The 18838-nt window shown below is 61.4% G+C and carries 19 protein-coding genes and 1 tRNA gene; 8 read left to right on the top strand and 12 right to left on the bottom strand.

Going from position 1 to position 18838, the window contains the following annotated elements; genetic code table 11:
* Positions 1 to 87: 87 nt before the first annotated feature.
* Positions 88 to 1503, top strand: coding sequence for a cytochrome P450 (locus ACX3VQ_RS05245; RefSeq protein ID WP_462571164.1), 1416 nt, complete (start codon positions 88 to 90; stop codon positions 1501 to 1503).
* Positions 1504 to 1618: 115 nt separating this feature from the next.
* Here the strand turns inward: ACX3VQ_RS05245 and ACX3VQ_RS05240 are convergent, their stop codons facing one another.
* The gene (locus ACX3VQ_RS05240) at positions 1619 to 1786 is read right to left on the bottom strand and encodes a DUF1674 domain-containing protein (protein WP_462571166.1); all 168 of its coding nucleotides are present in this window, start codon (positions 1784 to 1786) and stop codon (positions 1619 to 1621) included.
* A gap of 56 nt (positions 1787 to 1842) precedes the next feature.
* Here ACX3VQ_RS05240 and ACX3VQ_RS05235 point away from each other — a divergent pair, with 56 nt between their 5' ends.
* The gene (locus ACX3VQ_RS05235) at positions 1843 to 3078 is read left to right on the top strand and encodes an RsmB/NOP family class I SAM-dependent RNA methyltransferase (RefSeq protein WP_462571167.1); all 1236 of its coding nucleotides are present in this window, start codon (positions 1843 to 1845) and stop codon (positions 3076 to 3078) included.
* Here the strand turns inward: ACX3VQ_RS05235 and ACX3VQ_RS05230 are convergent.
* Positions 3068 to 3895 carry a hypothetical protein gene (locus tag ACX3VQ_RS05230; protein ID WP_462571169.1) on the bottom strand — a complete coding sequence of 276 codons (828 nt, stop codon included), beginning with the start codon at positions 3893 to 3895 and terminating at the stop codon, positions 3068 to 3070. The genes ACX3VQ_RS05235 and ACX3VQ_RS05230 overlap by 11 nt on opposite strands.
* Positions 3896 to 4021: 126 nt before the next feature.
* Here ACX3VQ_RS05230 and ACX3VQ_RS05225 point away from each other — a divergent pair, with 126 nt between their 5' ends.
* Entirely contained in the window at positions 4022 to 4408 is a 387-nt protein-coding gene (locus ACX3VQ_RS05225) for a VOC family protein (RefSeq protein WP_462571170.1), read from the top strand.
* Here ACX3VQ_RS05225 and msrA read toward each other — a convergent pair.
* The gene (gene msrA, locus ACX3VQ_RS05220; RefSeq protein WP_462572546.1) at positions 4405 to 4935 is read right to left on the bottom strand and encodes a peptide-methionine (S)-S-oxide reductase MsrA; all 531 of its coding nucleotides are present in this window, start codon (positions 4933 to 4935) and stop codon (positions 4405 to 4407) included. The two genes, ACX3VQ_RS05225 and msrA, sit on opposite strands and share 4 nt — an antisense overlap.
* A gap of 114 nt (positions 4936 to 5049) precedes the next feature.
* Between msrA and ACX3VQ_RS05215 the strand changes: the two genes are divergently transcribed.
* Entirely contained in the window at positions 5050 to 5925 is an 876-nt protein-coding gene (locus ACX3VQ_RS05215; RefSeq protein WP_462579874.1) for a class I SAM-dependent methyltransferase, read from the top strand.
* Positions 5926 to 5941: 16 nt separating this feature from the next.
* Positions 5942 to 6805 (top strand): N-carbamoylputrescine amidase, encoded by an 864-nt coding sequence (gene aguB / locus ACX3VQ_RS05210; protein ID WP_462579872.1) that lies wholly within the window; start codon positions 5942 to 5944, stop codon positions 6803 to 6805.
* 86 nt (positions 6806 to 6891) lie between these two features.
* On the opposite strand, the gene ACX3VQ_RS05205 is transcribed toward aguB, so the two are convergent.
* A complete protein-coding gene (locus ACX3VQ_RS05205; protein WP_462579871.1) occupies positions 6892 to 8325 on the bottom strand; it encodes a M20/M25/M40 family metallo-hydrolase in 1434 nt (477 codons plus the stop codon).
* 100 nt (positions 8326 to 8425) lie between these two features.
* Between ACX3VQ_RS05205 and folK the strand changes: the two genes are divergently transcribed.
* Together folK and ACX3VQ_RS05195 are read left to right on the top strand one after the other, a co-directional pair.
* The gene (folK, locus tag ACX3VQ_RS05200; RefSeq protein ID WP_462579870.1) at positions 8426 to 8929 is read left to right on the top strand and encodes a 2-amino-4-hydroxy-6-hydroxymethyldihydropteridine diphosphokinase; all 504 of its coding nucleotides are present in this window, start codon (positions 8426 to 8428) and stop codon (positions 8927 to 8929) included.
* Between the two features lie 43 nt (positions 8930 to 8972).
* Positions 8973 to 9048 (top strand) — tRNA-Lys (locus tag ACX3VQ_RS05195).
* Between the two features lie 185 nt (positions 9049 to 9233).
* Here ACX3VQ_RS05195 and ACX3VQ_RS05190 read toward each other — a convergent pair.
* The 6 genes from ACX3VQ_RS05190 to ACX3VQ_RS05165 form a co-directional block, all read right to left on the bottom strand.
* Positions 9234 to 10901 (bottom strand): recombinase family protein, encoded by a 1668-nt coding sequence (locus ACX3VQ_RS05190; protein ID WP_462579869.1) that lies wholly within the window; start codon positions 10899 to 10901, stop codon positions 9234 to 9236.
* Positions 10894 to 11370, bottom strand: coding sequence for a DUF2924 domain-containing protein (locus ACX3VQ_RS05185; RefSeq protein ID WP_462579868.1), 477 nt, complete (start codon positions 11368 to 11370; stop codon positions 10894 to 10896). Before ACX3VQ_RS05185 ends, ACX3VQ_RS05190 begins: the two co-directional genes overlap by 8 nt.
* 558 nt (positions 11371 to 11928) lie before the next feature.
* Complete coding sequence (locus ACX3VQ_RS05180) at positions 11929 to 12201, bottom strand: EF-hand domain-containing protein (RefSeq protein ID WP_462579867.1); 273 nt, start codon at positions 12199 to 12201, stop codon at positions 11929 to 11931.
* A 148-nt stretch (positions 12202 to 12349) separates the two neighbouring features.
* Complete coding sequence (locus ACX3VQ_RS05175) at positions 12350 to 12991, bottom strand: DsbA family protein (protein WP_462579866.1); 642 nt, start codon at positions 12989 to 12991, stop codon at positions 12350 to 12352.
* Positions 12992 to 13059: 68 nt separating this feature from the next.
* Positions 13060 to 14907, bottom strand: a complete 1848-nt coding sequence (locus ACX3VQ_RS05170; protein ID WP_462579865.1) for a flavin-containing monooxygenase — start codon at positions 14905 to 14907, stop codon at positions 13060 to 13062.
* 186 nt (positions 14908 to 15093) lie between these two features.
* Positions 15094 to 15708, bottom strand: coding sequence for a TetR/AcrR family transcriptional regulator (locus tag ACX3VQ_RS05165; RefSeq protein ID WP_462579864.1), 615 nt, complete (start codon positions 15706 to 15708; stop codon positions 15094 to 15096).
* A gap of 124 nt (positions 15709 to 15832) precedes the next feature.
* On the opposite strand from ACX3VQ_RS05165, the gene ACX3VQ_RS05160 reads away from it, so the two are divergent.
* Positions 15833 to 17293 (top strand): MFS transporter, encoded by a 1461-nt coding sequence (locus tag ACX3VQ_RS05160; protein WP_462579863.1) that lies wholly within the window; start codon positions 15833 to 15835, stop codon positions 17291 to 17293.
* 30 nt (positions 17294 to 17323) lie between these two features.
* Here the strand turns inward: ACX3VQ_RS05160 and ACX3VQ_RS05155 are convergent, their stop codons facing one another.
* Together ACX3VQ_RS05155 and ACX3VQ_RS05150 are read right to left on the bottom strand one after the other, a co-directional pair.
* Positions 17324 to 18358, bottom strand: a complete 1035-nt coding sequence (locus ACX3VQ_RS05155; protein WP_462579862.1) for an alpha/beta fold hydrolase — start codon at positions 18356 to 18358, stop codon at positions 17324 to 17326.
* Positions 18359 to 18439: 81 nt separating this feature from the next.
* Positions 18440 to 18838, bottom strand: coding sequence for a hypothetical protein (locus ACX3VQ_RS05150; RefSeq protein ID WP_462579861.1), 399 nt, complete (start codon positions 18836 to 18838; stop codon positions 18440 to 18442).

Below are 18838 nucleotides of genomic sequence, written 5' to 3'. Positions count from 1 at the left end.
TTTCCGGGCAATCGGAACTGGATTTGCGGCGAGCGATTATTTACACATAGGTAAGTAGCAATTCACCACCCGATTGAGGACTTCCCGATGGCCACGCTTGTTAAATCCGCGCCCGCGACCGAGCTTGCCGAAGAATTTCACCCCAAGCACTGGTCGGAAAAGCTGCCGCCTGAAGCGCTCGATCATATACCGGGCGAGGCCGGCTGGCCGATCGTCGGCAACACTTTTCGAATGCTGGCAAATCCGCATGGTTTTGCGAAGGAAATGGTCGCGAAATACGGCAAGGTTTACAAGGGCAAGGCGTTCGGCGGCTGGCAGGTGGCACTGATCGGCGCTGAGGCCAACGAACTGCTGTTGTTTGACCGCGACAAGATCTTTTCCAGCGAGCAGGGTTGGGGGCCGATCCTCGACCAGCTGTTTCCGCGTGGACTGATGCTGATCGACTTCGACCATCATCGGGCTGACCGGCGGGCGCTGTCGATCGCGTTCAAGCCGGAACCCATGCGGCATTATGCGGGTGCGCTGGGGCGCGGGATTGCCCGCGAAGTGGCGAGCTGGGGCGGCAAGCCGATGCTGTTCTATCCCGCAATCAAGCAGCTCACGCTCGATCTTGCGGCGGACAGTTTCATCGGCATTTCCTGGGGCCCGGAAGCAGACAAGATCAACAAGGCATTTGTCGATATGGTGCAGGCCTCGGTCGCCCCGGTGCGTAGGCCGCTGCCCTTCACGCAGATGAAGAAGGGCGTTGATGGACGCAGCTATCTCGTCGACTATTTCACCCGTGAAACCCATCGCCGCCGCGCCGAAGGCGGCGGGCAGGACATGTTCAGCCAGTTCGCCACCGCCACGCGCGAGGACGGTTCGCTGCTGCCGGTCGACGAGGTGGTCGATCACATGAATTTCCTGATGATGGCGGCGCATGACACGATCACTTCCAGCGCCACTTCGCTGATCTACCTGCTGGCCAAGAACCCGGACTGGCAGGAAAAGCTGCGGCAGGAGATTATCGCGGTCACCGGCGGGCCCGATGCGAGTGGCAATCCGCGCCCGCTATCCTATGACGATCTTGGCAAGCTCGAACTGACCGAAATGGCGTTCAAGGAAGCGCTGCGGATGATTCCGCCGGTGCCCTCGATGCCGCGCCGCGCGCTCAAGAGCTTCGAATATGGCGGCTACACCATTCCCGCGGGCGCGATGGTGGGGATCAACATCCACATGGTGCACCATATGGAGGAATACTGGCCCGAGCCGGACAGATTCGACCCGATGCGCTTTACGCCGGACAAGGTGAAGGCGCGGCACAAATATGCCTGGGTGCCGTTTGGCGGCGGCGCGCATATGTGCCTGGGGCTACATTTCGCATATATGCAGGTGAAGATCCTGCTGGCGGAGCTGTTGCAGAGATACTCGATCGAGATCGCAGAGGGCTATGATCCCGAGTGGCAGCCCTGGCCGATTCCCAAGCCCAAGGACGGGTTGAAGGTGGTTTTTCGTTCGCTTTGAACGTCATTGCGAGGAGCCCGCAAGGGCGACGCGGCAATCCAGCAAGCGACATTTGTCATAGCCGCAAGGCCAATAGCTGGATTGCTTCGCCTGCGGCTCCCAATGACGCGTGGTCTCAAAAATCAATCGCGATGCCGTTTTTCTCCCAATCGCCATAGCGCGTGGGGGAAAGCTTCTCCTCGACCTTGCCTTCCTTCGGTTCGGGCGGGGGATCGCTGGTCCAGTGCGCGGGCTTTTTGAAGGCGTCGGGGCGTTTGCCGGTGCGTTTTGCGGGGCGTTCCATGGCAGGCCTTATGCGCCCGCTGGCGCTTGATGTCGATACGGCCTAAGGGCCGCGCCATGGCTCAACCCCCCGGAATCCACGCGCGCCGCGCCGCCCTGCAGATGCTAGACGCGGTGCTGCGCCGCGGCGAAACGCTTGAACAGGCCGAACATGCCGCGCTGAAAGCGGTGCGCAGCGGGCCCGACAAGGCACTGGCCCGGGCCATCGCCAACGAGAGCCTGCGCTGGCTGACCGATCTCGATGCGCTGATCGACAGCGCCACCAAGACCAACTTGCCCGGTGATGCCAAGCCGCGCAGTGTCCTGCGCATGATGCTGGCACAGTGGCTGCGGCTGGATACCCCGCCGCATGCCGTGATCGCCACCGCATTGCCCCTGCTTTCCGGTGGGCCAAGGCGGCTGGCGCATGGCGTGTTTTCTGCGCTGATCAAGCGCGAAGTGGCGTTGCCCGATGCGCCGACCCTGCCCGGGGCGGTTCGCGCTCGGTGGGGCGAGCAGGCTCAGGCAATCGCCAGCGGCCTTGCCGATCCTCCTCCGCTTGACCTGACCTTGCGAAATCCTGCCGAAACGCAGCGCTGGGCAACCCAGCTTGCCGCAGACAGCCTGCTGCCCGGCCACCTGCGCCTGCCGCGCGGGGAAGCGATCGAGAAGATCGAAGGATTCAGCGACGGCGCATGGTGGGTGCAGGATCTGGCCGCGTCATTGCCCGCGCGTCTGCTCGGCGCGGGGGATGGCAAGCATGCGCTTGACCTGTGCGCGGCGCCGGGCGGCAAGACCATGCAGCTCGCGGCGGCTGGCTGGCAGGTCACCGCGCTCGATCTCAGCAAGCGCCGGCTTGACCTGCTCAAGGACAATCTCAAGCGCACTGGCCTCAAGGCATCTCCCATCCGCGCCGATGCGCTCAGCTGGGAGCCGAAACACCATTTCGACGCGATCCTGCTTGATGCGCCCTGCACCGCCACCGGCACCTGCCGCCGCCACCCCGATGTGCTGCACCGCATCGGCCCGCGCCAGATCGGGGAGATGACCGAGCTGCAGGCGGCGCTGCTTGAACGCGCCACAGCTTGGCTCAAGCCCGGCGGCGTGCTGGTCTATGCGGTGTGCTCGCTCGAGCGCGAAGAGGGCGAGGATCAGGCCGTGCAGGTTGCGCTGGAGCCGCTGCCGATCACACCGGAAGAACTGCCGACGGGACTTTCACCCACGCCTCAGGGCTGGCTGCGCACGCATCCCGGAATGCTGGCCGGTGAAGGCGGGCTGGATGGCTTCTTCATCGCGCGGTGGATCAGGCGCTGAGCACTTCCCAGCGCAGCGTCAGCAGTGCGCATGGGCGATCCATCTGGGCCACTTCCATCACTGCCGAACCCGCGCTGTGCGCGGTGACACGAATATCGAAGGGACAATCAAGCTCGACATAGCGGTGCATGTCCATCTCGCCGCCAGTCACCAGCAATGCTGCGCCGTCGCATAACAGGCTGGCAATCTGGCGGGCCACCTCGGCCAGATGCGGCGCATTTACATGATCGCCCGATCCGGTGAAATAGGGGTGGCCGGGCATCAGCCCGTTCGCCTTGGTAATCAGCGCGCTCGCTTGCGGTCCGTCGAGGCGTGAAACAAGCGGCGGCTCGCGCTCGGACAGGCCGAGCAAGCGGCGCGGTGCATATGGGAATCCCTCCGGCGGTGAGCGGCGGACGACTTCCCGCTTTGCCCCCTCGCGCCAGGCCTCGAAATTGCGGTTTCGGAACACGACACCGCGCCCGCGCATGGCAACGATCAGCCGCTCTGCATCGTCGAACAACCGCGTTTCGAAGGCGAGCTTGTCATCCACCAGCGTGCGGGCGAATGTGCCGCGCGCGGCGTGGCCTGTGCTGCGATCGCCCAGTTCCCAGTCAGTCCAGGTCAATGCGCTCCACTTGCCATCTTCAAGCGTGCCCAGTGCGGCGGAGGCGCCAATGCTGGTCCAGAAATTCTGCGTCTGGATCACGATCGGATGTTGCGGCGGCAATTCGAGCCAGGGCCATTCAGCGCAATCGGTCGAGCAGGTGAAGGCGACTGTGCCGTCGTCTTGGACGGTGTTGCCACGGGTATAGGATCGGTCGGGTGTCTGCGGCATGGCTGGCACGATTGCAGAGCGAGCGGATTGCGACAAGCATTTGCATAAAAGGGCTTGACCTCAAGTGTGCTTGAGCTTGCATATATTCAGTCCTGGAAAATTGATGCGAATTGGAAAGGACTGACAATGGATCTCAATCAGGTGACGATCGGCGCGCGCGATTTTGACGCCTCGCTAGCGTTCTATCGCAAGCTCGGGCTCAAGTTGATCGTACTGACAGAGGGGCGCTATGCGCGGTTCGAGCTGCCCTCGGGCTCGTCGACGCTTTCGCTTCACCACGATGCCGTGCATTCGCCCGGCGATACGCTGCTCTATTTCGAAGTTGACGATATCGACGGAAAACATGCGGAACTTGAAGCCGCTGGCATCATTTTCGACAGCCCGCCGCGCGACGAGCGCTGGAATTGGCGCGAAGCGCGCTTCAGCGATCCATCGGGCAATCGGCTGTGCCTGTTCCATGCCGGGCCGGATCGACGTTTCCCACCCTGGCGGCTCTCCGCAGCGGAGCGCTAGCCCTTGACCTTCGCCGCAAAGCTCTTGCGCAGCTTCTGCAGCTTGGGCGGGATCACTGCCAGGCAATAGGGATTGCGCTGGCCTTCGCCCTCCCAATATTCCTGGTGATAGTCTTCGGCCGGATACCATTCGGCGGGGCCTTCGATAGTGGTCACGGCAGTTTCGCCAGGATGCTCTGCATGCCAGCGTGCGATGGCGGCTTCGGCTGCATCCCGGTCGAGATCGTCCGACAGGAAGATCGCGCTGCGATATTGCGTGCCGATATCGTTGCCCTGGCGGTTGAGCTGCGTCGGGTCATGCGTGCCCATGAACACGTCGAGAATTTCTGCGAGCGAGATTACGCCGGGATCGAAGCTGACGCGGATCGCCTCGGCATGGCCGGTCGTGCCGCTGCACACTTGCTTGTAGGTCGGGTGCGCAGTGGTGCCGCCGATATAGCCGCTTTCGACCTCGCTCACGCCAACCACGTCGCGGAACACCGCTTCAGTGCACCAGAAACACCCCCCAGCCACGATTGCCCGTTGCACATCGTTCATTGAATTCTCCTTCGCTTGGGAAGATAGGGAACCACTGCGTTATTGTCATCGTTAGCTGTCTATCTATCAGCAGCTACGAAATTATTCGGGAAAGGAACTGGACCAATGAAAAAGCTGATCCTGGCCTCTGCGCTGCCTGCGCTGGCACTGGCGGCAACAGCCAATGCCGATCACCACAGATCCGGCGAGCAGCCGCATCATGGGCAGCACAACGAAGCCACTTTCATGAAGCATCACGGCGAAGCCCTGTCGGGCGCGATCAACCACCCGACCCGCGCGCAGGATCGGGCGCGCGACAAGCATCGCCATCCCGGCGAAACGCTCGCCTTCTTCCATGTTGGCCCACACATGAAAGTGGGTGAATATGCCCCCGGCGGCGGGTGGTATTCGCGCCTGCTGGGCCATTATCTGGGCGGCGAGGGCCAGTTGGTCGGCATCTACGCCAATCCGCTGACCGCAACTTCGGATCCCGTTCGCCAGCAGCGCGTGCGCGATGCGGCTGCGGCCTTTCCCGCTGAAGTGGCCGGATTTACCGGGCTGCCGGCGGAGAAGTTTGGCGGCATGACGCTCGAAACCATTCCCGACGAGCAGCGTGGCACCTTCGACCGAATTCTCGTGATTCGCATGCTGCACAACATGTTGCGCTCGAGCACCGCCGACAGCGAGATCAAGTCCATGCGCGAACTGCTCAAGGATGACGGCATGATCGGCATCGTCCAGCATCGTGCGAAAGCGGATGCGCCATGGTCCTATGTCGACGGCTCGAAGGGCTATCTGCGCGAAGCCGATGTGATCGCCTTCATGCAGGTCAATGGCTTTGAGCTCGTTGGCAAGAGCGAGGTCAACGCCAATCCGCAGGATAGCGCCGATCACCCACTGGGCGTGTGGGAAATGCCGCCGGTATGGCGGACCAAGCGCGAGGAGCTCAAGGACCTGGGCGAGAGCGATCGCATGACGCTGCTGTTCAAGAAGCGACCGTAAAGCTAAAGGGCGGCGCATGAGAGAAATCACTGTCGCCGCCCTCCAGCTCGCCCTTGGCAGCGAAGACGAGCACGAAAACATCGCTGCGGTCACCGCGCTGGTTGAGCAGGCTGCCGCGCGCGGTGCGGACATCGTGCTCCCGCCCGAGCTGTTTTCCGGACCCTATTTCTGCAAAACCGAAGACGAGGCGCAGTTCGCGCTGGCCCGCCCGACCATGGACCATCCTTCGGTCATCGCCATGCGCAAGCTCGCCGCCCAGCTCAAAGTCACGATCCCGACCAGCTTTTTCGAGCGCGACGGGCATCATTACTACAATACTCTGGCGATGATTGGGCCTGATGGCGAGATCATGGGCACCTATCGCAAAAGCCACATTCCCGATGGCCCGGGCTATGAGGAGAAGTTCTACTTCCGCCCCGGAAATGACGGGTTCAAGGTGTGGGACGTGGCAACCTCCTGCGGCCCCGCTCGTATCGGCGTGGGGGTATGCTGGGACCAGTGGTATCCCGAATGCGCGCGGGTGATGGCATTGAAGGGCGCCGAAGTGCTGTTTTATCCCACCGCGATCGGTTCGGAGCCCTATGACGCCGATCTTGACACCAGCCGCATGTGGCGCCGCGCGATGCAGGGGCATTCGGTGTCGAACTGCATGCCGGTGGTGGCATCGAACCGCATCGGGGTGGAGCAGGGGCAGGCCTTTTATGGCCACAGCTTCATCACCAACGAATGGGGCGACCTGGTGTGCGAATTCGGCAAGGAGGAATCGGGAGTGCTGGTGACTACGCTCGATCTTGACCAGGCCGCCACGCACCGCGCGGGCATGGGCTTCTTCCGCGATCGCCGGCCGCAACTTTACGGGCGGATCGCCGAAGATATCTGATCCGGCGGGAGCATTGCGCAGAAAAGTGGGCACCGGTTTTCTGCAAAAAGCAATGCGACAACCGCTATAGGGTCCTGACCCTGGGCTCAGCCGCCGGCGAGTTCCTTCAGCATGATGTACCAGTGATCGAGCCCGCGGAAGAAGGTATCGGCGTGGAGCCTTTCGTTGAGCCCGTGGGCAAACATGTCTTGCGGGCGGGAGCCTGCGCCGCTGATCGCGACTGTATCATAGCCGAGCGTGCGGTAATGCATGCCGTCCGTACCGCCCGATTCCATATAGGGAATGATCGGGATTTCTGCGTCCCAGCGTGCTTTCAGGCTCTTGGCCAGCGCTGCCTTCACGTCCTCCCGCAAGCCTGACTCCGGGCTCTCCGTAACATCCGTGATGAGTTTGAAGGAGATATTGTCATTGCCGGCCACTTCGCGCAGCGTGGCTTCGGTGGCCGCTGCGCCGACACCGGGAAAAATGCGGCAATTGACTGTGGCAGTAGCGCTTTGTGGCAGAGCGTTTTCGGCGTGTCCGGCGCGCAGCATGGTCGCCACACAGGTAGTTCCCAGCGTGCCGACCGTCTCGGGATCGGCTTGCAGCACCGCAATCGCTTGTGGGCTGTCCGGATTGGCGGCGAATGTGCGCATTGCCTGCCCCAGCTCTCCGGGCGCCTGTTGCCCCAAGGCGCCAAGATATGATCGCGTTAGCGGCGTGGCGCGGACCGGGAACTGGTATTGTGCAATTCGGCCAAGTGCTTCTGCCAACTCGTAGATCGCATTGTCCTTGCGCGGGCGGGATGAATGGCCGCCCGGGTTGGTGATGGTAAGCTCGAAGGTGGCAAAGGTCTTTTCAGCGGCCTGCACCCGCATCGCGAGCGGGGCATAATCATTGCTCAACGCCAACCCGCCTGCATCGCTGTTCAGGACGAACGCCGGATCGACGTTTTCGGCCACCCAGCGCGCCTGTGCGCGGGTGGAAATCATTCCCGTTTCCTCATCGCCCGAGAATACCAGATACAGATCACGCCCGGGTGCCCAGCCTTCACGCTTCAGCCGCAGGAAAGTCTGTGTCAGATTCATCACGCCATATTTGTTGTCCATTGTCCCGCGTCCGAAGAAATAACCCTCTTCGGATGTCAGCGTGAACGGAGCGCGTTCCCAGTCTTCCGGCAGCGCGTCCACCACATCCATATGGGCAAGCAACACGATCGGCTTTTCGCCCGAAGCGCCATCGCCTCGATAACGCACCATCAGCCCCTGGGTCGGTTCGCCTTCGCTGTCATAATCGGTGACCATGATATCTTCATTGGCGAAACCGCCAGCTTTCAACCGCTCGACCAGATAGCTGACCATGGCCGGAACCTGCCCGTGGCCCCGCGACGTTCGGAAGCTCACAATATCCCTGTAAATGTCGAGCGCGACCTGTTGATCGCTCGTCAGCTCGCGGCCGTGTTCGTCATATGCACCGGCTGGCAGCGATGCGGCTGCCGCAGCAAATGCGGCCACAGTCCCGAGAAGTTTAAAGCAACGCATGATTCCGGTTCCCCCTTGTCACAATCCGATTGCCTAGCTTTTGCCAGCAGCAAAGTCGACTGCGCTTGCAAGCACGCCCGCCCGCGCTAGGACGCACGGCATGATGGCCGCTGCATCAAACGTTTATCTCATCGCGCTGGGCTCGAATATCCGGCATCCGGCAGACGGGCCGCCGCGTGAAGTCTTGCGGGCCGCGATCGAAGTGCTCGAAGATGTTGGACTGCTGTTCCACGCTGCCTCGCCCATCAGCGATAGCTTTCCGATGGGGCCGTCGCAGCGGCGCTTTGCCAATGCCGCGGCGGTAATCGAGACGCACCGTGATCCGGCAGCTTTGCTGGAACTGTTCAAGGGGATTGAGCAGGCGTTCGGCAGGCGGCGCGGGCAGCGGTGGGCGGCGCGGGTGCTCGATCTTGACATTGTGCTGTGGGATGGCGGGATCTGGGCCGGGCGGGGGCTCGCTATTCCGCATCCGCAATTCCGCCAGCGAGACTTCGTGCTGCGCCCGGCAAAGGCCATCGCGCCGGGTTGGCGCGATCCGGTGACAGGATTGTCGATTGCGCAGCTTTATGCACGCTTGACCAAGCCGCGACCTGTCCCTAGGTGACGCGCTCTGTGCCGCGCTTGAGATCAGCGCGGGCATGTCAGGTGGGCCCTTAGCTCAGTCGGTAGAGCAACTGACTTTTAATCAGTAGGTCGCTGGTTCGAGCCCAGCAGGGCTCACCACCTTTCCTCAAAAAGACTCGGTTGCTCGCACGGCGGCTCGGCTCGCCCCAAATTGTGCCCGCAATTCCGGGACTTTGCGGCGAAGGGAATGAAGCATTTCGCATTTGGAGACTCATTGACCTACTCATTCGAGGCGAGAATGGGCAAGGTTCTCCGCGCTCGATTTAGTGACCTACTGCTTTGATTTAGGAAGGTTCGAAGCCTAGGGCTGCTCGCTGGTCTGCAAAGCGCAATGGGAGATCACCCATTCGCCAAAGGCTCCGTGAGCTGATTCTCTTGGGCTGGGTTCCAGCGAGGATGCTGCGCGCGATGTGTGGATCGAGATAGCTCAGTCTCGCGAGCCGCTGCAGATGCCGAAGCCTGGTGGCCTTCATCGACTTCGTCTCCGCTTCACTCATCGTGAACAAAGTGTCGCGGGCTTGAAAGGCTCGTCCCAGCAACTCGACCATGCGTTGGTCTCTTGTCATCTTGTCTTCGATAGTAGGGACCAGTCGCAGACGTGGTTCGTGGCCATAGCTTTGACGTTCGATCGGGACGGTGAGTTGAGCTCTTGTGGACGCTGCGCGTTCATCACCTCCAAGTTCTATTGCCCTATTAGGATCAAAGCCGCCCTCAATGCATCTGTCGCTGACTGATATCTTGAGCTTCAGCTTCTGTAGAATAGCGCGTGCTTCTCCGTTTGGTGCGCTTTGGATGTCATCAGACAGTTCCCCGGCCTTCTCAAAGATCGATTGCTTCCGATCTGCTGGCAGAGCTTCGACCAACTTTCGGAGGTTCGATTGGTCCTGAAGCCATTTAGCAATTGCAGTGCGAACCGCTTGTTCGATTTCGCCAGCAGGCAAGCGAAGTGCTGGTGCGCCTGGATCATCATTCAGGTTGGAAGCGTAGTATGTGTAGCGCCTGCCGTGGTTTTGCGTGTGAGTTGGAGACATGGGTCTTCCCCGATCATCGCGGATCATTCCGGCTAGCAGCGATACCCTTCGATGCGCTCCTGCTTTGCCATCTGATGTTGTTTTGGCCTTAAGCTTCGCCTGCACTGCATCAAACAACTCGCGATCGACAATGGCCTCGTGCTGACCGGGATAGACTCTATCCTTGTGCCTGATCATGCCGACATAGATCGGGTTGGATAAGAGCCATTTGAGCGCACCGCGCTTGAAGGGCACGCTCCCTGATATATTACCCCTCTTCGAGACGCGCATCTTGCTGACAATGCCGTCGCGCTCCAGCTCTTGAACCAGCGTTCTGATTGAAGGGGTCTCAAGATAGCGCTGCATGATTGAGTGGACGGTTTTGGCCTCTTCAGGGATAGGAACGAGCTTGCGATCTACAGCGTCGTAGCCAAGCGGTACGCCGCCGCCCATCCACATGCCTTTGGCCTTGGATGCTGCGATCTTGTCCCGGATGCGCTCGGCTCCGACCTCACGTTCAAACTGAGCAAAGGAAAGCAGCACATTGAGAGTCAGCCTGCCCATGGAACTCGTTGTTGAGAAGGCTTGCGTTACGCTCACGAATGAGGCTTCAGCGTCATCGAGCACATCAACGATCTTGGCAAAGTCAGCGAGGCTCCGCGTTAAGCGATCGATCTTGTAGACGACGACTACATCGATCTTGCCGCTCTCGACATCGGCCAGGAGCTGTCTGAGTGCTGGCCGATCCAGGGTGCCGCCTGAATGGCCTCCATCATCATAGAGATCCGGCAGAAGAGTCCAGCCTTCGTGCTGCTGGCTCACCACGTAGGCTGCACACGCTTCGCGCTGGGCATCAAGGCTATTGAAGTCCTTGTCCAGGCCCTCATCGGTCGACTTGCGGGTATAGATCGCGCAGCGCAGTTTCTTCTGTGATCTAGCCAATGGCGGCGACCTTCAGTTCACCAAGGCGCGGACTGGTAAGGCCAAAGAAGCGCGGACCTGACCACTTAGCACCGGTTATGTGCTGCGCCACTGCGCTGAGCGATCCGAACGTTCTGCCGCGATATTCGCAGCCACTTTCTAGCACGACCACTTCGTGCACTTCGCCATGCCATGTGCGTGAGAGCCAAGTGCCAGGCTTTGCTTGTGTCGAGAGCCGACCTTCTTTGCGGCGCTCGTCCTTTCGCCCAAGTGACGAGAGTTGTCTCAATTCAGCCTTGGTGAGCCTGCCTTGCTCTTTCTCTTGGTAGCGCGCCGAAAGTGCTCGAGTCATGAGAGCCAAACCAAGTGCTGGCGGTGCTGTTCTTCCAAACATCCTGCGCCATTCCTGATGGAGCTGGGCTGGGGTCATCCGTTCGAGCGCTTCGTTCTTTGCATCCGCTGTCATGACGTTCTCCTGAAAGCCATGCATGCTCGAATGTCCGCACTAGTCGAGTTCTTTCTGCGAGCTTTCGGCCACTCTCGTTCCACCCATCGCCGAATGGCGGAAATGCGCCCCAATCTCGGTCGTTCGACCAGACATCTCCGCGACCTGAAAGCAGTCGTAATGGCTGCGCTGAAGTGATGTCTGTTTTCGCCGGAGTCATTCGATTCTTTCGCTCACTTCTCCGCTCCGCCGTACCTTAATGACGGCAACGGCGTTGACCCGGACTTCCGCCGGAATGCGCAGCTACATCGAAGGAGCGCTGGCGATCGACATCAATGGTGTGAAGAGCAGGGTGTTGGTTTAGCTGGCGGCTGGGATCGAGACGATCAACACCTCGGAAGCCGCAGGACGGTTTGGCGGTGTCAATCTAGGGATGATCCGCGCTGGGGTCACGAACATGCTCGCAGACATTCCGCCCGAGTGAGCCCACCAACAAAGCGTCTGCGCTCGCCGGAAGTAATGAGGGCTATTAGCCGAGTCCACACTGGCTCGCGCAATGTAGCGCGCCGATCCTCCAAAACGGCGCGCTCCGCGCTGGCCGGCCTACTTGAAGCGCGCGGCGAGCTGAGTCTCGAGTTGCGCCAGGGAGACATAGCCATCCTTGTCGGTATCGACACGGCTGAAATTAGCGGCGATGCGGGTCATGCCGCCATCCTTGGCTTCTTGCTGGGTCAACTTGCCGTCCTTGTTCTTGTCGGAGGCCCTGAACTTGGTCCGCAGCTCGGTCAGCCGGTCCTGATAAGCATCGGCATGAGCGGCGGGGGCGAAAATCATCGTGGCAGCGGCAAATGCAGCAATCTTTGCAAGGGTCTTCATGGGACAATCTCCAGAGAGTTCATGGGTCAGGCATGAGAGCAGCCAGAGAATCGCAGTACCGCCACCAGCCGCCTCACTTGCTTGGTATAATGTACAACATTAACTGAAGCCATACAGTCGTTGGTTTGGCGCTGCGCAAAGCCTAGCTCTAGGCGAGTCCAGCGCGGTCGAGCCTCCAGCGCAGGCTGTCGACCCTGTCCTGGCCGAAGAACGGCTCGCCGCGAAACACCATCGTGGGCACGCCCCAATGGCCGGCGGCATCGAGTGCGTCCTGATTGCGCTCGATCTCTTCGAGGTGATCGCCATCGACGATCGCCGCATCAAGCTCGGCCAGATCCAGCCCGGCATCGGCCACAGCATCCATGAGCGGATCGCCGGTGTTCCAACCCCTGGTGCCGCCGAAAATCAGCGCTGCGACGCGGTCGGCCAGTTCCATGCCCAGGCCGCGGCGATTGGCCTCCACCCCCAGCTTGGACAGGCGGTAGATATAGGGCTGGTCCTTGGCGACCTCCATCGTCCTGAAATCCTGCACAATCGGGTCGGGGTCTGTTGGGAAGACAATCGGCCGCCCGAGCATCTCACCGCGGCGGATGCTGTCCATCGCGATATATCGCGGCGGTTTGCGGTTGGCCGGATCGAACAGTGCCTGCGGATTGCGGACCGCCAGCGGCAGGACGACGCGCAGCTGCACATTGACATCATAGTCCTCGCGCAGCTGCAGCAGGTCGGCCGTGACCAACCGCGAATAGGGACTGCGGAAGGACCAGTATACATCGACGGTCTCGCTCATGGTTTGCTCCCTTTCCGCCGTGAAGGCTTACCTGCATAAGTGCGCCGAGCAACCCACCCCGCGCCACGTTACTTGCTGAAAACAAGGCCCTTGAAGTCACCCGACCGGCGCCAGGCCTCGATGTGCCGGAAGAAGCCTTCGGCGCCGCCCGGGTGACCTTGTGACCGGCGGAACTTCTCGTCCCAGCCCTGGCCCTCGTTGTTCCAGAAGCCGGGCGTGCAGTCCGACGAGGTGATCATGGAAGGCGGCGTTGTCAGAATCAGTTTCACCCAATCCGTAACCGCTGCCTGGGTGGGCTCGATCTCGGCGAAGCCGTGTCGCTCGGCATGAGCGGCAACCTGCGCGATGGTCGCTGCATGATCGACGATGTTGTGTGGGATGTTCGAGACCATGTTGGCCCCCTGGTTCATCTGCACCGCAAAGGCGTTGGGGAAGCCATACATGTGCAGGCCGTGAAGGGTCTGAAGGCCGTCCGCCCAATACTCGGACAGCATCTGCCCGCCGCGCCCCTTGAGGTCGAAGCCGGTCTTGAGCTGGAAATTGGCCCCATACTCGAAGCCCGAGGCATAGACGATGCAATCGACCTCGTAGCGCTTTCCCCCGGCCACCAGCCCGGTTTCGGTGATCTGCTCAACCCCCTTCCCATCGGTGTCGACCAGCGTGGTGTTGGGGCTGTTATAGGCGGGGAGGTATTCATCGCTGAAGCACGGGCGCTTGCAGAGCTGCGAATACCACGGCTTCAGGTGCTCGGCAGTGTCCGGGTCCTGAACCACGGTTTCCACCCGGGCCCGGATTTGCTCCATCTTCTCGATATCCGCGTCCTCGAATGCGGCGCGCACGCGCGCGGTGCTTTGCTGGCCGGGCGCGGTGTTGAAGACTTTGCGAAACCGCGCCACCAGCCGGGCGAGCCACAGCGGCGTGCCGCCCAGCGCCTTTTCACGGATTCGGCGCGAGATTGCGGTCCAGCCGTCGTTGATCAGGTCTTCCGTCGGGAGGCTACCGCCCATGTTCTCGACGAAATTGTCCATCCAGCGCTTCTGCCAACCCGGCTTGGCAATGCTGGCGAACCATTCGGGATCGATCGGATGGTTGTTCCGTACATCGACCGAGGACGGCGTGCGCTGGAACACATAAAGCTGCTTGGCGGTCTTGGCGACCTGCGGGATGCATTGCACGCCGGTTGCCCCGGTGCCGATCACCGCGACCCGTTTGTCGGACAGCTTGTCCATCGGCGCGCCATTCGCGTCCCCGCCAGTGTATTCGTAATCCCAGCGGCTGGTGTGGAACGACTTGCCCTTGAAGGTCTCGATCCCCGGAATGCCCGGCAGCTTCGCCACGTGCAGCGGGCCGGTGCCGATGGCAACATATTTTGCGGTAAAATTGTCGCCGCGGTTGGTGGTGATCCGCCAGACCCGCGGGGCCTCCTGCCACTCGATGCTCGACACCTCGGTGTGGAACAGCGCCTTGTCGTAGAGGTCGAAATGCTTGGCGATCCGCTCGCAATGGGCGAGGATTTCGGGGCCGCGGACGTACTTCTCGCTTGGGCAATAGCCGGTCTCTTCGAGCAGCGGCAGATAGATCATCGCCGCCGTATCGCAGCGCGCGCCGGGATAGCGGTTCCAGTACCAGGTGCCGCCGACCCCGCCGGCCTTGTCGATCAGGCGAAAGCTGTCGATCCCGGCCTCCTTGAGCCGCGCGCCGACCACGAGGCCCGACATGCCCGCCCCGACAAAGGCAAAGGTGACATGATCGGCCACCGGCTCGCGCTCGGTATAGGGTGTGTAGGGATCGGCAGCGAGCGCGGCGAACTTGCCCGAGAGCCGCTGATATTGATCGTTGCCTTCAGGGCGCAGGCGCTTCGCGCGTTCGGCGGAATATTTCGCCTTGATGTCAGCCTTGTCGAGCACCGTAGTCATTGTGTTTGCCTCTTGTCTGACCTGGTCCGCGCGCCGGGTGTCTCGCCGTCACATGCGGGGTCCAGTCGCGAAATCCGGCGCACCAAAGCGCCGCCGCAGCGCTGATGCTACGACGCTTAGAGACTTAATGTATCACATTAGAAAGTCAAGCGAGCGGGGTGATCGCCTTGGCCTATGCTAGGATGGCTATGCCCCGAGATAGGCGGCAATGCAGGTGGCCGCGTCCTTCACTGCGTCGTCAATCGGCGGCGCGGTTCCGGCCTCGACCTTCCCGGCATAATCTGCCGCTTGAACCAGCGAGATCATGAAAGAGTGGCGCATCCGCGAGACAAGTTTGTCCAGCGGCACATGCGGCAGGCAGGAGACCAGCTCTCCGCGCAGCCACAACAGGCTTTCCAGACCCGCCTCGACCGTCGATTGCGACAGGTCAAAGCGGGGGTCGGTGCCGAATTGCAGGGCAAAGCTGACATACATCCGGCCACTCTCTTCAAGGCAGGCTTCCATGAAGGGGCCGATTGCCGCCTCGATCAGCGCCACCACGCGGGCTTCCGGATCGCTCTCGTCGACCTTCTGAAGCCGAACAGCCCGCTCCGCCTCGATCGCGCGATAGCGCTTGGCGAAGACTTCCCTGATCAGGCCTTCGATGCTGCCGAAATGGTAATGCACCGCGCTCGGATTGCGGGCGCCAGCATCGGTCGTGATCATCTTTACTGAGACCGAGCCGATCCCCTTTTCGGCGATCAGCCGCTCAGCCGATCGCAGCAATTCGGCCTTGGTGTCCTGACGACTTGATACTTCCATAACACCCGCTAATAATGCCAAGCATTAGAATGGCAATGTCGTGTCTTATCATTGCTCCCAATGAGATAGCAAGCCGAGGGCACATGATGAGGCAACGCCATGGAGCGTCCTGGGGAGAGCGCCTGTGAATGAAGCTGATCACGGCGCGGTTGCCGCAAAGCCTGCGGCTGGCACCCCGCCGCTGGGTCGCTGGACGAAGCTGGCATTCGGTTTCGGGGCCGTCGCGCCGGGCGTGACCACGGGCGGCTTCGAGTTTTTCCTGCTTATCTATTACAGCCAGGTGGTAGGACTTGATGCGCGGCTTGTGGGGCTGGCGATCCTGATCGCGCTCGTCTGCGATGCGATCAGCGATCCGATTGTCGGCTATTGGTCGGATAATTTCCGCTCACTTTGGGGCCGTCGACACCCGATGATGTATGCCTCGGCCATCCCGGTGGCGCTGGGCTTTTTCCTGCTTTGGGCGCCGCCCGAAGGCGCGAGCCAGACGGTGCTGTTCTGGTATCTGCTGGTGCTGGCCGTCATCGTGCGCACCGCGATCACGTTTTACCGCACCCCATCGGCTGCGCTGACCCCCGATCTGACCACCGATTACGGGGAGCGTACCAAGCTCATCAGCCTGCGCTATTTCCTCGGGTGGACGGGCGGCAATGCCATCGCGGTGTGGATGTTCTTCATCCTGTTCCCACGCTCCTCGACCGAGACGATTGCCGATGGTCGGTTCAATCCGGACGCATACATCAATTATGGCATCTTGGCGGCGGTGGTGATCCTGCTGTCGATCCTGATTGGTTCGGTTGGGACGCATTCGCGCATCCCCTACCTTACCCCCGCGCCGCCCAAGCGCCGCTTCACTCTCAGGCTGATTTTCGGCGAATTGTTCGAAACGCTTTCGAATCGCTCGTTTCTGGCGCTCTTCGCAGGCGCCATGCTGTTCGGCATCGCAGCGGGGCTGAGTTCAGGCATGTCGCTTTATTTCTTCACCTATTTCTGGGGCTTCAGTGAGATCGAGACCGGCATGCTGTTCCTCGGCACCTTCGTTGCTGCGTTGATCGGCTTTGTGCTGGCCCAGATTGTTTCACGGCGCATGGGCAAGAGGCGCGGGGCGATCATTGTGGGGCTCGTCGCCTTCCTCGGCGCGCCCTTGCCGATTGTGTTGCGGCTCGTCGGACTGTTGCCGCCCAATGACGATCCTTTCGTGTTCTGGTTCGTCTTGGTGGCGCAGATCATCGATGTCGGCCTCATCATCTGTTTCCAGATCCTGTTCGCAGCGATGCTGGCCGACCTGGTCGAGGACAGCGAGTTGCGGACAGGGCGGCGCTCCGAAGGCGTGTTCAATGCGGCCGAGACCTTCATCGACAAATCGGTGCGGGGGATCGGTGTGATGGCGGCAAGCGCGGTGCTGACGCTGGCCGCTCTGCCGACCGGGGCCGGGGTGGAGGAGGTCAGCGCTGACACCCTGTGGTGGATGGGCACGCTGTATGTGCCGCTGGTACTGGCGCTGTGGCTGACGATGATCGCCCTGATCGCGCAATATCAGATCGACGAGGCCACCCACGAGGAGAACCTGCGCCAGCTGGGCCGCTGACGCTCCCCCAAGCCGGTTGGCCCCCGCCGGTTACTCCGCCTCAACCGCCGCGACCACGCGTTCGATGGCTTCTGCAATCTCGCTCGGCACCTCTTCCTGAAGGAAATGGCCGGCCTGAGTTTCGGTCACGCGGGCCTCGGGGAACATTTCCGTCATCACCGGCAGAATGCGCGAGAGGATCGGGTCGCGCATCCCCCACACGATCTCGGTCGGCACCTTGAGCGATTTGGCATAGGCTTCAACCTCTGCCATCGCTGGCGAGCTCGCGTGATCGGGACCGGTGGGGACCATCCGCATCAGCGCCAGCGGGCCCTTGATATTGCCGCTGTCGCGCACCGGGCGGGAATAGAGCGCGGCGACTTCCGGCGGGATCGAGGCGGGGTCTCCCTGCGTCTCGTGCAACCGATCGAACACCGAGACGACGTTCTCCAACAGGATTTCGCCCACGATCGGGGTCGCGGCAATCGCGTGGGGTCGCGAAAGCTCGAACTTCTCCTTGGGCGCGGTCCAGCCCGTGTTGAGGACGACCATGCCCTTGATCAGCTCAGGCGAGCGCATCATCGCGCCAAGCCCGACCGCGCCGCCCCAGTCCTGGCCGACATAGACCGTCCCGCCCAGATCAAGCTGGCGCAGCGCCGCATTCATCCAGCGGATGTGGTTTTCAAGCGTGTGCTGGCTCGCCGGAACCTTGGTGGAGAAGCCCAGCCCGACCATGGTCGGCATTATCAACCGCATCCGGTCGGTCGGCAATTCCTGCCAGGTCTTGCGGTACAGCAGGCCGTTGGTGGGGTTGCCGTGCTGAAGATAGACCGGGGTGCCCGATCCCGCTTCGAGTATGTGGATCTTGATTCCTGGCTCAACCTCGATGAGATAACTCTTGTAGCCTGCGGGCAGCACCTCGTGAGCATAATCGGGCAGGGGAAAGCCCTCGAACTCGCCCGAAGCGGTGACCACCGTGCCTGACCCTTGCGGCGTGACCAGCGCGCCCTCGCGGGTCATCCACCAGATCCCGGCAATCGCAGGAATCGCCACGATACCCAGCCCGATCAACAGCTTCATCATCATCCAGAAATCTCCCGCGCCTTTCGGCAGCCAACACTAATGCATCGCATTACGCGAAGCTTCTAAGGCCAATCTTTACGGCGATCAAGCTTCTCGCGGTGCTCCGGCGGAGCGTGCGGCGAAAAGCAATAGCCCGACGAACACCAGCTCGGGCACGATCCGTTCTGGCAAGAGCGGTGCGCCGTGGAGCGCGGTGGCCATGATCCGTCCGAACGCGAGCACCCCGAAGATCAGCATCGGCGGATAGTACCACACGCGCTCCTTGCGGATCACGCCCAGCAACAGAGAGACGGCAATGGTCAGCGACCAACCTGCCATCACCCCGATCATCGTGCTGAGCCCCAGCCCGCCATCTGGGACGACAAACTCCCCGAACTGCGCGGCACGCGCAGGATTGACGAGCCACACGATGCCCTGTGCGCCGAAAATCAGCGCCAGCAGCACGGGCGGCAGCTGGACGAGGTATCTAAGAATCCTTGTCAC

This window comes from Altererythrobacter chaiwopuensis (assembly GCF_054957735.1).
Note: the sequence above shows the minus strand (reverse complement) of the source record. Positions and strands in the feature narration are given on the sequence as shown.

What these genes read in the sequence shown, in the direction of transcription:
- ACX3VQ_RS05245 (WP_462571164.1), top strand. Translation starts at nt 88, where the DNA reads ATGGCCACGCTTGTTAAATCCGCGCCCGCGACCGAGCTTGCCGAAGAA.
- ACX3VQ_RS05240 (WP_462571166.1), bottom strand. Translation starts at nt 1,786, where the DNA reads ATGGAACGCCCCGCAAAACGCACCGGCAAACGCCCCGACGCCTTCAAA.
- ACX3VQ_RS05235 (WP_462571167.1), top strand. Translation starts at nt 1,843, where the DNA reads ATGGCTCAACCCCCCGGAATCCACGCGCGCCGCGCCGCCCTGCAGATG.
- ACX3VQ_RS05230 (WP_462571169.1), bottom strand. Translation starts at nt 3,895, where the DNA reads ATGCCGCAGACACCCGACCGATCCTATACCCGTGGCAACACCGTCCAA.
- ACX3VQ_RS05225 (WP_462571170.1), top strand. Translation starts at nt 4,022, where the DNA reads ATGGATCTCAATCAGGTGACGATCGGCGCGCGCGATTTTGACGCCTCG.
- ACX3VQ_RS05215 (WP_462579874.1), top strand. Translation starts at nt 5,050, where the DNA reads ATGAAAAAGCTGATCCTGGCCTCTGCGCTGCCTGCGCTGGCACTGGCG.
- aguB (WP_462579872.1), top strand. Translation starts at nt 5,942, where the DNA reads ATGAGAGAAATCACTGTCGCCGCCCTCCAGCTCGCCCTTGGCAGCGAA.
- ACX3VQ_RS05205 (WP_462579871.1), bottom strand. Translation starts at nt 8,325, where the DNA reads ATGCGTTGCTTTAAACTTCTCGGGACTGTGGCCGCATTTGCTGCGGCA.
- folK (WP_462579870.1), top strand. Translation starts at nt 8,426, where the DNA reads ATGATGGCCGCTGCATCAAACGTTTATCTCATCGCGCTGGGCTCGAAT.
- ACX3VQ_RS05185 (WP_462579868.1), bottom strand. Translation starts at nt 11,370, where the DNA reads ATGCATGGCTTTCAGGAGAACGTCATGACAGCGGATGCAAAGAACGAA.
- ACX3VQ_RS05180 (WP_462579867.1), bottom strand. Translation starts at nt 12,201, where the DNA reads ATGAAGACCCTTGCAAAGATTGCTGCATTTGCCGCTGCCACGATGATT.
- ACX3VQ_RS05175 (WP_462579866.1), bottom strand. Translation starts at nt 12,991, where the DNA reads ATGAGCGAGACCGTCGATGTATACTGGTCCTTCCGCAGTCCCTATTCG.
- ACX3VQ_RS05170 (WP_462579865.1), bottom strand. Translation starts at nt 14,907, where the DNA reads ATGACTACGGTGCTCGACAAGGCTGACATCAAGGCGAAATATTCCGCC.
- ACX3VQ_RS05165 (WP_462579864.1), bottom strand. Translation starts at nt 15,708, where the DNA reads ATGGAAGTATCAAGTCGTCAGGACACCAAGGCCGAATTGCTGCGATCG.
- ACX3VQ_RS05155 (WP_462579862.1), bottom strand. Translation starts at nt 18,358, where the DNA reads ATGATGATGAAGCTGTTGATCGGGCTGGGTATCGTGGCGATTCCTGCG.